We start from the raw sequence: 12,990 nt of genomic DNA on the forward strand, positions 1-12,990 counted from the left end.
GGGGAATGCGAAGCGCGGCGATCAGCCGACGATCGCCAGGATGTCGTCCTCGCGGAGCACCTTGTACTCGACGCCTTCGGACTTGTAGCTGCTGCCGGCGTACTGGCCGTAGATGACCTTGTCGCCCACCTTGACGGCCGGCGCGCGCACGTTGCCGTTGTCCAGAGGCTTGCCGGTGCCCACGGCCACGACTTCACCCTTGGTGGACTTCTCCTTGGCCGAATCCGGGATCACGATGCCGCCGGCGGAGATTTCGTCGGCTTCGATCGGCTTGACCACGACGCGGTCGTGAAGCGGCTTGATGCTCATTGAAAGACCCTCTTAAGTGATTGATTGGTCTGGAAAAGGCTGGCGATATTAGCACTCGCCGGTGACGAGTGCCAACACGCGGCACAAAAACACCCGCAGCGCGGGACGGGGCAGTAATGGAGCTGCGAAGCGGGCTTTCAAGGCCCGGGCGGAGGAAAATTTTTCGCCGTGGCGGTCGGCGGGGAGGGCCGCGCCCGGCACGGGCGCACGACACCGTTCCGCCGCCACCGGACGCCACGGGGGAGCGGCCGCCTATACTGGCGCGATGCCTGCCGCCGCCGACCCGGTCCACCTGCTGCTGAGCACCTGCCCCGACGCGGAGAGCGCCGAGGCGATCGCCCGCGCGCTGGTCGGCGAGGGGCTGGCGGCGTGCGTGACCCGGCTGCCCGGGGCACACTCGGTCTATCGCTGGAACGGCGCGGTGGAGAGCGCCGAGGAAGTCCAGCTGCTGATCAAGACCCGCCAGGCGCGCCTGGATGCGACCATCGCCCGGCTGTGCGAACTGCACCCGTACGACCTGCCCGAAGCGGTGGCGATCCCGGCCAGTGCCGGCCTGCCCGCCTATCTGGACTGGGTGCGGGCGCAAACCTTCGAGGATTCCTGATTGATGAAGTGGCTGCACCGTTTCCTCGCGCTGTGCGCGTTGTCGTTGTCCTCGCTGCCCGCCTTGGCGTTCACCGAAGCCGACCTGCTGCCGGTGGACCAGGCGTTCGCGCTCAGCGCGCGCGCCGATGGCCGCGACGGCATCGAGCTGCAATGGAAGATCGCCGAGGGCTACTACCTGTACCGGCACCGCATCGCGGTCACCCCGGTCGGCCCGGGGTTTGCGCCGGGGCCGCTGACCCTGCCGGACGGCCACAAGAAGCACGACGAGTTCTTCGGCAACGTGGAGACGTATCGCGGCCAGCTGCGCGCGGTGCTTGCCGGAGAGGCCGACCCGGGCGCGCGCGAGGTCGCCCTGGAAGTGCGTTACCAGGGCTGCGCCGATGCCGGCGTGTGCTACCCGCCGCAGAAGCGCCGCATCGAGGTGGCGCTGCCCGACGAGGCCGCCCCCGCCGTGGCGAAGACCGGCGGCCTGCCCCGCCCGGCCGGATTGCCGGGCGCCGGGCCGGGCCTGCCCGGGCTGCCGGGCAGCGGCCTGGACGCCCTGCCGTTGCCGGCCGAGCAGGCGTTCGCGTTCGAGGCCATCGTCGGCGATGGCAACACCCTGCTGCTGCGCTTCACCCCGGCGCCGGGCTACTACCTCTATCGCGACCGCACCTCGCTGGCGCTGGAAGGCAGCAAGGACATCGCCACCGGCGTGCCGCGCTGGCCGCCGGGCCGTTCGCACCATGACGAGCACTTCGGCGACGTGGTCGTGTACTTCGACCAGGCCGAGGTCAGCCTGCCGCTGCTGCGCCGGCAGACCGCGCCGGCGGACATCACACTGGTGGCGACCTTCCAGGGCTGCCAGACCGATGGCATCTGCTATCCGCCGATGACCCGGCGGGTGAAGCTGTCCCTGCCGGCCGGCAAGCTCACCCCGCCCGAGCAGGCCAGCGCCGCGCCGCTGCCGATCCAGCCGCTTCCCGGCAACGCGCGGCCAGCGCCGGCCGCCAGGGCGCCGGCCTATCCGGATGCCTCGGCCGACAACGACAACCGCAGCGTGCCGCCGCCGCAGCGACAGAACCTGCTGTGGGTGCTGATCGCCGCGCTGGCCGGCGGGCTGGTGCTCAACCTGATGCCCTGTGTGCTGCCGATCCTGTCGCTCAAGGTGCTGGGGCTGGCGCACAGCGGCGAAAGCCGCGCGCGGGCCCGCAGCCACGCGCTGTGGTATTCGCTGGGCGTACTGGTCTCGTTCTCGGCCATCGGTGCGCTGGTGATCGGCCTGCGCGCCGCCGGGCAGGCCGCCGGCTGGGGCTTCCAGCTGCAGCAGCCGTGGTTCGTGGCCATGCTGGCCTACCTGATGTTCGCCATCGGCCTGAGCCTGTCGGGGCTGTTCACCCTGGGCGGCGCCGGCGGGCTGGGCCAGTCGCTGGCCTCGCGCAACGGCCCGGTGGGCGACTTCTTTACCGGCGTGCTGGCCTGCGTGGTCGCCAGCCCGTGCATCGCGCCGTTCATGGGTACCGCGCTGGCTTATGCCTTCGCCGCGCCGGCGCTGCCGGCGATGCTGGTGTTCGTGGTGCTGGGCCTGGGCCTGGCGCTGCCGTTCCTGCTGATCGGCTTCGTGCCCTCGCTGGCGCGGCGCCTGCCCACGCCGGGGCCGTGGATGGAGACGCTCAAGCAGGTGCTGGCGTTCCCGATGTACCTCACCGCGATCTGGCTGCTGTGGGTACTGGGCAAGCAGCGCGGCGTGGACGCGCTGGCGCTGGTGCTGGTGGGCGCGACGCTGCTGGCGCTGGGCCTGTGGTGGTTCGAGCGCAGCCGCTGGCGCAGCCACCGCCTGGGGCTGACACTATCCAGCGCGATGCTGGTGCTGGCCTTGCTGCCGGTCTGGGGCGTGACCCGGCTGGCACCGCCGCGCGCGGCCGCCGCCGAGGCCGGCGAGGTGGCCTACTCGGCGCAGCTGCTGGACCGCCTGCGTGCCGACAACCGCGTGGTGTTCGTCAACATGACCGCCGACTGGTGCGTCACCTGCAAGGCCAACGAGCGCCACGTGCTGGGCAGCGGCGAATTCCGCGACACGCTACGCCGGGTCGATGCGGTGTACATGACCGGCGACTGGACCAACGAGGACCCGGCCATCAGCGCCTTCCTCAAGCAGCACCAGGCCGTGGGCGTGCCGCTGTACGTGGTCTACGGCCCCGGCGCCCCGCCGACCGTGCTGCCGACCGTGCTGACGCAGGCCATCGTCGAGGACGCCCTGCTGCGCGCGGCCCGCTGAGCGCGGCCGCGCGCATCCCGTGACCGGGTTCGCCCACCGCGCGCGGATTTCGCGTCAAGATGCGCCACGCCCTTGCGTGGCGCCGGGAAGGTGACGAACACGATGACCAGGCTGACGTGCGTGTGGGGATGCCTGTGGCTGCTGGCCACCTTCGGCGCGCAGGCCGCCGGGCCGGCGCCTTTCCATTGGCCCGACGGGCACAAGGCGGCGGTGAGCCTGGCCTACGACGATGCGCTGGACTCCCAGCTCGACATCGCCCTCCCGCAGCTGGACCAGTACGGGTTCAAGGGCAGCTTCTACCTGCAGCTCTCGCGCGAACCCGTGGCACGGCGCATGGAAGCGTGGCGCGCGGCCGCCCGCCGCGGGCACGAACTCGGCAACCACACCTTGTTCCACCAGTGCTCGGGCTCGGCCAAGGGGCACGAGTGGGTGGAGCCGGCCCGTGACCTCGACCACACCAGCGCGGCGCAGATGCGCGACCAGGTGCTGCTGGCCAACACGATGCTGCAGGCGCTGGACGGCCAGCAGCAACGCACGATGACGGTACCGTGCGGCGATGTCATGGCCGAGGGCGAGGACTATGTCCGGCAGGTCGCCGCGCAGTTCGTGGCGATCAAGCTGGGCGAGGGCGCCGTGGTGCCGGACATGGCCACGCTCGACCTGCACGCCGTGCCGGTGGAAGCGCCGGTCGGCGTGACCGGGGCGCAGCTGATCGCCCGGGTCGAAAAAGCGGGCCGGCGCGGCACCATGGTCAATTTCACCTTCCATGGCGTGGGCGGCGACTACCTGAGCGTCTCCCGCGAGGCCCACGAAGAACTGCTGCGCTACCTGGCCGCCCACCGGGACGTGTACTGGGTGGATACCTTCCTCGCCCTGACCCGGTACGTGCAGGCCCAGCGCGCGCCCACGCCCTGATGCCAGCGCTGGCGCGGGTTTGCGGCCAGTTTCAAACGACCACTTAAAACAGCGGCAACTTCGCCCATCTGGACAGTATCGGCGGCATCGCGCAGACTTCCGGCCTTTCCGGTTTCCGTCTGCGCCATGGCCCGACTGCTGCTGTTGCACGGCCCCAACTTGAACCTGCTCGGCACCCGCGAGCCGGAGATCTACGGGCACGACACCCTGGCGGACATCCACCACCGCCTGATGGCCAAGACCCAGGCCAGCGGCCATGAACTGGCGTTCTTCCAGTCCAACGCCGAGCACGAGCTGGTCAACCGCATCCATGCCGCGCGCGACGAGGGCGTGGCCTTCATCCTGATCAACGCCGGCGCGTTCACCCACACCTCCGTCGCGCTGCGCGACGCGCTGCTGGGCGTGGCGATCCCGTTCATCGAGCTGCACCTGTCCAACCCGCACGCGCGCGAGCCGTTCCGCCACCACAGCTACCTCAGCGACAAGGCGGTGGGCGTGATCGTCGGCTTCGGCGCGGACAGCTACAGGCTGGCGCTGGACGCCGCCCTGGCCCGCCTCGGGCCGGCCTGACCCCTTTCTCCGTACCCGGCGGCCGCGCGCCGCCCCTCCACGTTTACCCAAGAGGCCACCATGGATCTGCGCAAAATCAAGAAGCTGATCGACCTGCTCGAAGAGTCGAACCTCGCCGAAATCGAAATCAAGGAAGGCGAGGAAAGCGTCCGCCTGGCGCGCGCGCCCAAGGGCGGCTACGCCGCACCCGCGCCGGCCCCGGTGATGATGGCCGCGCCGGCCGCCGCGCCCGCGCCCGCCATGCCGATGCATTCGCCGACCGAGGCTTCCACCGGCGGTACCGCCAAGCCGGGCAACGCGCTGCCGGAAGGCCACGTGCTGCGCGCGCCGATGGTCGGCACCTTCTACACCTCCCCGGCGCCGGACAAGCCGGCGTTCGTCAGCGTGGGCCAGACGGTGAAGGCCGGCGAGACGCTGGCGATCATCGAGGCGATGAAGATGTTCAACCCGATCGAGGCCGACGTGTCGGGCACGATCGTGGCGATCCTCGGCGAAAGCGGCCAGCCCGTGGAATTCGACCAGCCCCTGTTCGTGATCGGCTGAGGAGCAGCGCATGCTCGATAAAGTCGTCATTGCCAACCGGGGTGAGATCGCGCTGCGCATCCTGCGCGCGTGCCACACCCTCGGCATCCGCACGGTCGCGGTGCATTCCACCGTCGACCGCAACCTCAAGCACGTGGCCATGGCCGACGAGTCGGTCTGCATCGGCCCGGCCGCCTCGGCCGACAGCTACCTCAACATCCCGGCGCTGATCGCCGCGGCCGAGGTCACCGACGCCCAGGCCATCCACCCGGGCTACGGCTTCCTCTCGGAGAACGCCAACTTCGCCGAGCGCGTGGAGCAGTCCGGTTTCATCTTCATCGGTCCCAAGGCCGACACCATCCGCCTGATGGGCGACAAGGTGGAAGCGATCCGCGCGATGAAGGCCGCCGGCGTGCCGTGCGTGCCCGGCTCGGGCGGCCCGCTGGGCGAGGACATCGTGGCCAACACGAAGATCGCCCGCGAGATCGGCTTCCCGGTGATCATCAAGGCCGCCGGCGGCGGCGGCGGGCGTGGCATGCGCGTGGTGCATGCCGAGGGCGCGCTGAAGGCCGCCATCGAGACCACGAAGTCGGAGGCCAAGGCGGCGTTCGGCAACGACCAGGTCTACATGGAGAAATTCCTGGAGAACCCGCGCCACATCGAGATCCAGGTGCTGGCCGATGGCCAGGGCAACGCGATCCACCTGGGCGAGCGCGACTGCTCGATGCAGCGCCGCCACCAGAAGGTGGTGGAGGAAGCGCCGGCGCCGGGCATCACCGAGGAACTGCGCAACGAGATCGGCAAGGTGTGCGTGGAAGCCTGCCTGCGCATCGGTTATCGCGGTGCGGGCACGTTCGAGTTCCTGTTCGAGAACGGCCGCTTCTACTTCATCGAGATGAACACCCGCATCCAGGTGGAGCATCCGGTGACCGAGCGCATCACCGGCATCGACCTGGTGTGCGAGCAGCTGCGCATCGCTGCCGGCCAGAAGCTGACCATCAAGCAGAGCGACATCGTGCTGCGTGGCCATGCCATCGAGTGCCGCATCAACGCCGAGGACCCGGAAACGTTCATGCCCAACCCGGGCCTGATCACTGCGTTCCATCCGCCGGGCGGCCCGGGCGTGCGCGTGGATACGCACATCTACAGCGGCTACAAGGTCCCGCCGAACTACGATTCGATGATCGGCAAGCTGATCGTGCACGGCCCGGACCGCGAGACCGCGATCGCGCGCATGCGCGTGGCGCTGAGCGAGATGGTCGTGGACGGCATCAAGACCAATATCCCGCTGCAGCAGCGCATCATGCGCGACAAGGGCTTCCAGGGCGGTGGGCAGAACATCCACTACCTGGAGAAGCGGCTGGCCGAGCGCAAGAACCAGTCGATCGCGCTGGTCTGACGGCGCGAAACGGCAGGCATGAAAAAGGCGGGGATTTCCCCGCCTTTTTCTTTGCGCGCGCGGCGCGGTTACTGCGCGCGGCGGGCGGGCGCGTCCTGCTGGGAGCCGGCCTGCAGGTCGTTGCCGGTGCTGGAGGTCGGGTCCACCACGGTGACGGTCTCGGTGGAGCCATCCGGCCACACGATCTGGAAGGTCGCGCCCGGCGGCAGCGCGTCGAAGGGCATGCCGCTGCGCGCGCGGTACAGCGCCGCGACCTGCGCCGCGCCCATGCGCCGGGCCTGTTCGTCGGACTTCACCGACGTCAGGTGCACCTGCGAGAGGTTCTGGTAGCGGATGTCGGCGGTATCGATCATCACGATGCCCACTGCCGCCGCCGAGTAGGCGACAAACGCCACCACCCAGAACCAGAAACGCGCACCGATCAGCAAGCGACGGTAATTCATGACGTCACTCCCATGCCGCGCACCAGGGTATCGACCATTTCGTCCATCTTGTCCGCACTTTGCCGCGGCACCGCGGCGTCGTATACAAAGGAAGGGAAATCCTGGGAGGCATCGGCCGAGCAGATGCCGCCATTGGCGCAGTAGCTCGTCATCAGGTTGCTCTCCGCACCGCAGGCCAGCCCGAGCCGGCACGCGGCCAGCTGCCAGGCAAGCTGCGAGAACTGGTCGCCGGCCACGTAGCCGCGGTAGGCGTCGTCGCCGCGCGCGGATACGCCCATCGCACCGGACAGGGCCAGGTAGGCCTCCGGGTCGCGCGAGGCCAGCACGCGCTGCACCAGCTCGCGCCGGTAGGCAGCGGTGGCGTTGAGCGGCTGGCCCAGCGAGAGCAACGCGGCCTCGGCGGCGAGGTTGCCGGCGTGCGCGGCCTGGGTGCGCTGGGCCAGGATGCTGGCGGCAGTCAGGCCGTCGCTGGCGACGAAGCCCGTGCAGCGCGTCTGCAGGTGCTGGCGGGCATCGATCATCGCCGCCACCGCCGGGTTGGCGTGGCGGGCCAGCGTGGTGTTGTCGGCGGCATAGCCGGCCGGGTTCTGCGCATAGGCGGCGCAGTAGTCGTACACGCGGCTGAGCATCCAGCTCGCTTCGGCATCGCCGCCTCGCGCGGCCTCGGCCAGCTGCTGCGCATAGCGGTACAGGTCGGTCTCGCCTTCGAAGGCGGCGCGGCGGTTCACCGGCAGGCCCGCGGCCACCTGGGCGCGCGCCTCGGCCTGCGGGCGCTGCAGTTGGCGGGGCAGCGGCGGCGCGCTGGCCGCCACGGTGGCCGCCGGCGCGCCGGCCGGCCAGGACGCGGCGATCGGCTTGCCGCCCATGCGGTACGCCCACACGGCTGCCAGCAGCGCGGCAGGCGCGAGCAGGATCAACAGCATGCGGTGGCGGGTCTGGGGCATGGGGTCTGTGGAGGTCCGGCGCGCGTGAGGCACGCGGGCGCGCGCAGTCTAACCCAAGCACCGCGGCGGCACCCGCGGGGGGCAGGGGCCGCCCGGGTGGTCTACGATGCCCGCCCTGTCGCCCCATGAGCCGCCCCCATGCCGTTCCTCGAATTGACCATGCGCTGCACCGAAGCCACCCAGCCCCGCTACGAGAACGCGCTGGAGGACGTGGGCGCGGTCGCGGTGACGCTGCTGGACGCCGATGCCGATACGTCCAACGAGCAGGCGATCCTCGAACCCGGCGTCGGCCAGACCCCGCTGTGGGACAGCCTGGTGCTGACTGCCCTGTTCCCGGAGGACACCGACGCGCTGGCCCTGCTGGCCGCGCTGGAGGCCTTCGACCCCGGGCTGGACTGGGCGCAGGTGACCTTCCGCCAGGTGGCCGACGAGGATTGGGAGCGCGCCTGGCTGGACCAGTTCCAGCCGATGCAGTTCGGCGAACGCACCTTCATCGTGCCCTGGAACCACGAGCTGCCCGAGCCGGCGCGCGCGCCGGAGGCGGCGGTGGTGCGGCTGGACCCGGGCCTGGCATTCGGCTCCGGCACCCACCCCACCACCGCGCTGTGCCTGCGCTGGCTCGATGCGCTCGCCGGCGAGGGCCTGCTGCAGGGCCGCCGCGTGCTGGATTTCGGTTGCGGCTCGGGCATCCTGGCGCTGGCCGCCCTGAAGCTCGGCGCTGGCGAGGCGGTGGGCGTGGACAACGATCCGCAGGCGCTGGTGGCCAGCCACGACAACGCCGAGCGCAACGAGGTGGGCGCGCGTTTCGCGGTGTACCTGCCGGAAGACGAACCGGCCGGCACCTATCCGGTGGTCGTGGCCAACATCCTCGCCTCGGCGCTGGAAGCGCTCGCCGCCACGCTGGCCGAACGCGTGGCGCCGGGCGGGCGCATCGCGCTGTCGGGCATCCTGCAGGGGCAGGAAGGCGAATTGCTGGAACGCTATGCGGCGTGGTTCGACCACCTGCGCTGCGAGCAGGACGGCGACTGGATGCGTATCGAGGGCGTGCGCCGCGCCTAAGCGCGCGGCATGCGCGCGGCGGCACGGATGCGCGCCGTGCACGCCGCCGATTCGGCATCGATGGCCCACACCCACGGCCCCGGCCGCGCGCCGCGCCGGCGCAGCTGTCGCGCCCGGTGGCGCAGCCACAGCGCACGCGCGGCGCCGGCGGCGAACGCCAGCGCGGCGGCATGCGCAGGCAGGCCCGCGCCGCCGATACCCACGGCCCACGCGAGCGCCGCGAGCCACGCCGCACGCGACGGCGTGGCGACGAGCGGGCAGGCGGGCACGACTTCCGCGCAGCCTTCCAGCCACCACACGCGATAACGCCGCACGCCCGGGACATCGGCGGGACGGCGCGCCAAAGCGACGGCGGTCACTATGTGCATCGATCGTTTCTCCTGCAGCTGTACTGCAGCTTTCCGTCAAGGTCAGAATTGCTGACACCGAAGGGCCGATCAGGCGAGCGAGCCCGCCCCTCGACCCTGGACGCTATATGTGCGCACCTGTGAGTGCGTTGATTGGATATGTGGTGAGCAAGCTCTACGAAAGGATTCGCGAGGCCCGGCGCCTGACCGGGATGACACAGGAGACGTTGGCGGCGGAATTGGGCATCTCGCGCAGCGCGGTGGCCCAGTGGGAGATGAGCGAAGGCACCGCGCCCTCGGTGGAGAACCTCATTGCGCTGGCCAAGCGCAGCGGCCTGGCCTTCGAGTACCTGGCCACCGGCCGTGGCGAGGTGAGCTTCGGCCCGCCCGAGGCGATCACCGAGGAAGAGGCCAGCTACCACCCGCTCAGCGAGCAGCAACGTCAGTTGCTGGCCGGCTTCGAACAGCTGCGGCCGCGCCAGCGAACCGGCCTGCTCGAGCTGATCCACGCGCCAGCGCGACGACCTGGCCGGCGCTGACGCCGCCGCCTTGGAAGGGGCCGCGCCGGCCCGGACAGTGCTGCTTTCCCTGCGATCCATGCCAGCCATGCTTGCGCGGGGCGCCGCGCCGGACAAGCGCGAAACGGCGGCGGTTCCGGCCGGCGCACTCCGCATGCTTGAATAGGGAATCTCCTGACGCCGCTGTCTCCGATGACCGAAACCCCGCCGCCGCGTCGCGCCCTGGCCACTTTCCTGCGTCGCCCCACCCCGGGCGAGGCGCCGCCGGCCGTGCCGGATGCGCCCGCGCCGCAGGACGCCGGCCCGCCGCCGCTGACCGGGGACGCGGCGGGCGAACCGACGCAGGCATCGCCGCTGCCGGCGGCGCCCGCCGAGCCGCTCGACGCACTCGCGCCACCCGCGGGCGACACGCCCCCCACCGCGGCGGATGGCGCGCCGCCGCTTGCGCACGAGGTCGAGGCCGAAGAGGCCACGACGCCGACACCGCCCACCGAACCGGCGCCCGACTGGCGCGCGGCCACGTTGCCCATCGCCGCGCCGCCTGCGCCGACCTTCGCCCAGCCGCGCGCAAAAGTCCCCACGCCGCGCGCGCCGGCCTGGCAGTGGGTCGCGTTGTGCGTGCTGGCCGTGCTGCTGGTCGTGCAGATCCTGCTGGCCGACCGCGCGCGGCTGGCCACCGATGCGCGCTGGCGCCCGCTGCTCTCCACGCTGTGCGGCGCGTTGCGTTGCGATCTGCCGGTGTGGCACGAGCCGTCGGCATTCACCATGCTCGACCGCGACGTGCGCCCGGCCGCCGACCAACCCGGCGTGCTGCGCATCCAGGCCAGCTTCCGCAACGACGCGCGCTGGGACCAGGCGTGGCCGTACCTGCAGCTGTCGCTTTCCGACGCCGATGGCCGGGTGATCGGCAGCCGCGTGTTCGCGCCGGCCGAGTACCTGGGCCACGCCCCGCCCGCCGGCGAGACGCTCGCGCCGGGCCAGAGCGGGCGGATCGACTTCCGCGTGCGCGAGCCCGCCGCCGGCACGTCGGCATTCACCTTCGACTTCCATTGAGGCCGCCGCCGCCGATGGCAGGCGCCCGGCGCACGCGCTAGACTCACTCCCCCTCGCCGGCGGCCGCTCCGCCGGCTTCTTCATCCCGGGGATGTCCTTGAACGCTGCCACTACCCGTCCCGACGCCAGTCGCGGTGCTCCCAAGTCGCCATTGCGCGAGCACGTTGCGCAGTCCGTGCGCCGCTACCTGCGTGACCTGGATGGCAGCGACGCCGACGACATGTACGTGATCGTCCTGCGCGAGATGGAGATTCCGCTGTTCGTGGAAGTGCTCAACCACTGCGAAGGCAACCAGAGCCGCGCGGCCGCCATGCTGGGCATCCATCGCGCCACCCTGCGCAAGAAGCTCAAGGAATACGGGCTCTCCTGAGCCTTTGCCGCCGCGCCGCCGGCGGCCGCGGGAAACGCGCGGGAGGCAGGCCGTTTACAATATCGGCCCGCTCCGCATCCCCACCCCGCTTCCATGTCCTCCGACCTGCTGCCCGTCCGCCGGGCCCTGCTTTCCGTTTCCGACAAGACCGGCCTGATCGACCTGGCCCGTGCCCTCGCCGCGCGCGGCGTCGACCTGCTGTCCACCGGCGGCACCGCCAAGGCCATCCGCGAGGCCGGCCTGCCGGTGAAGGACGTCTCCGACGTCACCGGCTTCCCGGAAATGATGGACGGGCGCGTCAAGACCCTGCACCCGATGGTCCACGGCGGCCTGCTCGGCCGCGCCGGCACCGACGATGCGGTGATGGCCGAACACGGCATCGCGCCGATCGACCTGCTGGTGCTGAACCTGTATCCGTTCGAATCGGTGACCGCCAAGGCCGATTGCACGCTGGCCGACGCGGTGGAGAACATCGACATCGGCGGCCCGGCGATGCTGCGCTCGGCGGCGAAGAACTTCGCGCGCGTGGCCGTGGCGACCGATCCTTCGCAGTACGCCGCGCTGATCGCCGAGCTGGACGCACATGACGGCCAGCTCTCGGCCGCGCAGCGTTTCGCACTGTCGGTGGCCGCGTTCAACCGCGTGGCGCAGTACGACGCGGCGATCAGCAACTACCTCTCGGCCGTGGCCGATGCCACGCAGGCCGTGCCGCAGCGCGCCGAATACCCGGCGCAAATGAACTCCACCTTCGTGAAGGTGATGGACCTGCGCTACGGCGAGAACCCGCACCAGAGCGGCGCGTTCTACCGCGACCTCTACCCGGTGCCGGGCACGCTGGCCACGTTCCGCCAGCTGCAGGGCAAGGAACTGAGCTTCAACAACCTGGCCGACGCCGACGCCGCGTGGGAATGCGTGCGCCAGTTCGACGCGCCGGCCTGCGTGATCGTCAAGCACGCCAACCCGTGCGGCGTGGCGGTGGGCGTGGCGTGCGGCGATGCCTACGAGCTGGCCTATGCCACCGACCCGACCAGCGCGTTCGGCGGCATCATCGCCTTCAACCGCACGCTGGACGCGGCCACCGCCAAGGCGATCCTGGACCGCCAGTTCGTCGAGGTGCTGATCGCGCCCGACTACGAGCCCGGCGCGCTGGACTACGCCACCAAGAAGGCCAACGTGCGCGTGCTGCAGATCCCGCACGGCGCCGGCCTGAACAACTACGACAGCAAGCGCATCGGCTCGGGCCTGCTGTTGCAGTCCTCGGACAACCGCGGCATGACCGCGCAGGAGCTGAAGGTCGTCACCAAGGTGGCCCCGACCGAGGCGCAGTTGCGCGACCTGCTGTTCGCCTGGCGCGTGGCCAAGTACGTCAAGTCCAACGCGATCGTGTATGCGAAGGACAACCGCACCATCGGCGTCGGCGCCGGGCAGATGAGCCGCGTGTACTCGGCGCGCATCGCCGGCATCAAGGCCGCCGACGCGCACCTGGTGGTGCCGGGCTCGGTGATGGCCTCCGATGCGTTCTTCCCGTTCCGCGACGGCATCGACGCCGCCGCCGAGGCGGGCATCGCCGCGGTGATCCAGCCGGGCGGTTCGATGCGCGATGCCGAGGTGATCGCCGCCGCCGACGAGCACGGCCTGGCGATGGTGTTCACCGGCGTGCGCCACTTCCGTCACTGAT

Annotated in this window: 15 protein-coding genes; 11 read left to right on the plus strand and 4 right to left on the minus strand. The window is 70.8% G+C overall.

The features are described from left to right. Positions 1–21: 21 nt before the first annotated feature. Positions 22–309 carry a co-chaperone GroES gene (locus P6166_RS12260; RefSeq protein ID WP_277764742.1) on the minus strand — a complete coding sequence of 96 codons (288 nt, stop codon included), beginning with the start codon at positions 307–309 and terminating at the stop codon, positions 22–24. Between the two features lie 265 nt (positions 310–574). Here P6166_RS12260 and cutA point away from each other — a divergent pair, with 265 nt between their 5' ends. The 6 genes from cutA to accC all read left to right on the plus strand — a co-directional run bounded on the left by cutA (position 575) and on the right by accC (position 6,578). After that, positions 575–913, plus strand: coding sequence for a divalent-cation tolerance protein CutA (gene cutA, locus P6166_RS12265; protein ID WP_277764743.1), 339 nt, complete (start codon positions 575–577; stop codon positions 911–913). A gap of 3 nt (positions 914–916) precedes the next feature. Beyond that, on the plus strand, positions 917–3,172 hold the full coding sequence (locus tag P6166_RS12270) for a protein-disulfide reductase DsbD (RefSeq protein WP_277764744.1): 2,256 nt from the start codon (positions 917–919) through the stop codon (positions 3,170–3,172). Between the two features lie 102 nt (positions 3,173–3,274). Further along, complete coding sequence (locus P6166_RS12275) at positions 3,275–4,087, plus strand: polysaccharide deacetylase family protein (protein WP_277764745.1); 813 nt, start codon at positions 3,275–3,277, stop codon at positions 4,085–4,087. Positions 4,088–4,213: 126 nt separating this feature from the next. Next, entirely contained in the window at positions 4,214–4,657 is a 444-nt protein-coding gene (gene aroQ / locus P6166_RS12280; protein WP_277764746.1) for a type II 3-dehydroquinate dehydratase, read from the plus strand. A 60-nt stretch (positions 4,658–4,717) separates the two neighbouring features. Further along, on the plus strand, positions 4,718–5,200 hold the full coding sequence (gene accB, locus P6166_RS12285; RefSeq protein WP_277764747.1) for an acetyl-CoA carboxylase biotin carboxyl carrier protein: 483 nt from the start codon (positions 4,718–4,720) through the stop codon (positions 5,198–5,200). 10 nt (positions 5,201–5,210) lie between these two features. Further along, complete coding sequence (gene accC, locus P6166_RS12290) at positions 5,211–6,578, plus strand: acetyl-CoA carboxylase biotin carboxylase subunit (RefSeq protein WP_277764748.1); 1,368 nt, start codon at positions 5,211–5,213, stop codon at positions 6,576–6,578. A gap of 68 nt (positions 6,579–6,646) precedes the next feature. Here the strand turns inward: accC and P6166_RS12295 are convergent, their stop codons facing one another. Together P6166_RS12295 and P6166_RS12300 are read right to left on the minus strand one after the other, a co-directional pair. Then, a complete protein-coding gene (locus P6166_RS12295) occupies positions 6,647–7,021 on the minus strand; it encodes a hypothetical protein (protein WP_277764749.1) in 375 nt (124 codons plus the stop codon). Beyond that, positions 7,018–7,965: a hypothetical protein gene (locus tag P6166_RS12300; protein WP_277764750.1), complete on the minus strand. Its 948-nt coding sequence runs from the start codon at positions 7,963–7,965 to the stop codon at positions 7,018–7,020. Before P6166_RS12300 ends, P6166_RS12295 begins: the two co-directional genes overlap by 4 nt. A gap of 138 nt (positions 7,966–8,103) precedes the next feature. On the opposite strand from P6166_RS12300, the gene prmA reads away from it, so the two are divergent. After that, on the plus strand, positions 8,104–9,024 hold the full coding sequence (prmA, locus tag P6166_RS12305) for a 50S ribosomal protein L11 methyltransferase (protein WP_277764751.1): 921 nt from the start codon (positions 8,104–8,106) through the stop codon (positions 9,022–9,024). On the opposite strand, the gene P6166_RS12310 is transcribed toward prmA, so the two are convergent. Continuing rightward, positions 9,021–9,392, minus strand: a complete 372-nt coding sequence (locus P6166_RS12310; protein WP_277764752.1) for a hypothetical protein — start codon at positions 9,390–9,392, stop codon at positions 9,021–9,023. The genes prmA and P6166_RS12310 overlap by 4 nt on opposite strands. A gap of 143 nt (positions 9,393–9,535) precedes the next feature. Between P6166_RS12310 and P6166_RS12315 the strand changes: the two genes are divergently transcribed. The 4 genes from P6166_RS12315 to purH all read left to right on the plus strand — a co-directional run bounded on the left by P6166_RS12315 (position 9,536) and on the right by purH (position 12,989). After that, a complete protein-coding gene (locus P6166_RS12315) occupies positions 9,536–9,910 on the plus strand; it encodes a helix-turn-helix transcriptional regulator (protein WP_165392129.1) in 375 nt (124 codons plus the stop codon). A gap of 171 nt (positions 9,911–10,081) precedes the next feature. Beyond that, entirely contained in the window at positions 10,082–10,942 is an 861-nt protein-coding gene (locus P6166_RS12320) for a DUF3426 domain-containing protein (RefSeq protein WP_277764753.1), read from the plus strand. Between the two features lie 97 nt (positions 10,943–11,039). Beyond that, positions 11,040–11,312 carry a DNA-binding transcriptional regulator Fis gene (gene fis / locus P6166_RS12325; protein WP_057649168.1) on the plus strand — a complete coding sequence of 91 codons (273 nt, stop codon included), beginning with the start codon at positions 11,040–11,042 and terminating at the stop codon, positions 11,310–11,312. A gap of 93 nt (positions 11,313–11,405) precedes the next feature. Next, complete coding sequence (purH, locus tag P6166_RS12330; protein ID WP_277764754.1) at positions 11,406–12,989, plus strand: bifunctional phosphoribosylaminoimidazolecarboxamide formyltransferase/IMP cyclohydrolase; 1,584 nt, start codon at positions 11,406–11,408, stop codon at positions 12,987–12,989. Position 12,990 lies beyond the last annotated feature (1 nt).

The sequence above is a fragment of the Stenotrophomonas sp. HITSZ_GD genome, assembly GCF_029543105.1.
Lineage (GTDB): Bacteria > Pseudomonadota > Gammaproteobacteria > Xanthomonadales > Xanthomonadaceae > Stenotrophomonas_A.

Bases quoted from the DNA above. Each gene is read 5' to 3' on its own strand.
- cutA (WP_277764743.1), top strand. From the start codon at position 575: ATGCCTGCCGCCGCCGACCCGGTCCACCTGCTGCTGAGCACCTGCCCC.
- P6166_RS12295 (WP_277764749.1), bottom strand. From the start codon at position 7,021: ATGAATTACCGTCGCTTGCTGATCGGTGCGCGTTTCTGGTTCTGGGTG.
- P6166_RS12300 (WP_277764750.1), bottom strand. From the start codon at position 7,965: ATGCCCCAGACCCGCCACCGCATGCTGTTGATCCTGCTCGCGCCTGCC.
- aroQ (WP_277764746.1), top strand. From the start codon at position 4,214: ATGGCCCGACTGCTGCTGTTGCACGGCCCCAACTTGAACCTGCTCGGC.
- purH (WP_277764754.1), top strand. From the start codon at position 11,406: ATGTCCTCCGACCTGCTGCCCGTCCGCCGGGCCCTGCTTTCCGTTTCC.
- P6166_RS12260 (WP_277764742.1), bottom strand. From the start codon at position 309: ATGAGCATCAAGCCGCTTCACGACCGCGTCGTGGTCAAGCCGATCGAA.
- P6166_RS12275 (WP_277764745.1), top strand. From the start codon at position 3,275: ATGACCAGGCTGACGTGCGTGTGGGGATGCCTGTGGCTGCTGGCCACC.
- P6166_RS12310 (WP_277764752.1), bottom strand. From the start codon at position 9,392: ATGCACATAGTGACCGCCGTCGCTTTGGCGCGCCGTCCCGCCGATGTC.
- accB (WP_277764747.1), top strand. From the start codon at position 4,718: ATGGATCTGCGCAAAATCAAGAAGCTGATCGACCTGCTCGAAGAGTCG.
- prmA (WP_277764751.1), top strand. From the start codon at position 8,104: ATGCCGTTCCTCGAATTGACCATGCGCTGCACCGAAGCCACCCAGCCC.
- P6166_RS12270 (WP_277764744.1), top strand. From the start codon at position 917: ATGAAGTGGCTGCACCGTTTCCTCGCGCTGTGCGCGTTGTCGTTGTCC.
- accC (WP_277764748.1), top strand. From the start codon at position 5,211: ATGCTCGATAAAGTCGTCATTGCCAACCGGGGTGAGATCGCGCTGCGC.
- P6166_RS12320 (WP_277764753.1), top strand. From the start codon at position 10,082: ATGACCGAAACCCCGCCGCCGCGTCGCGCCCTGGCCACTTTCCTGCGT.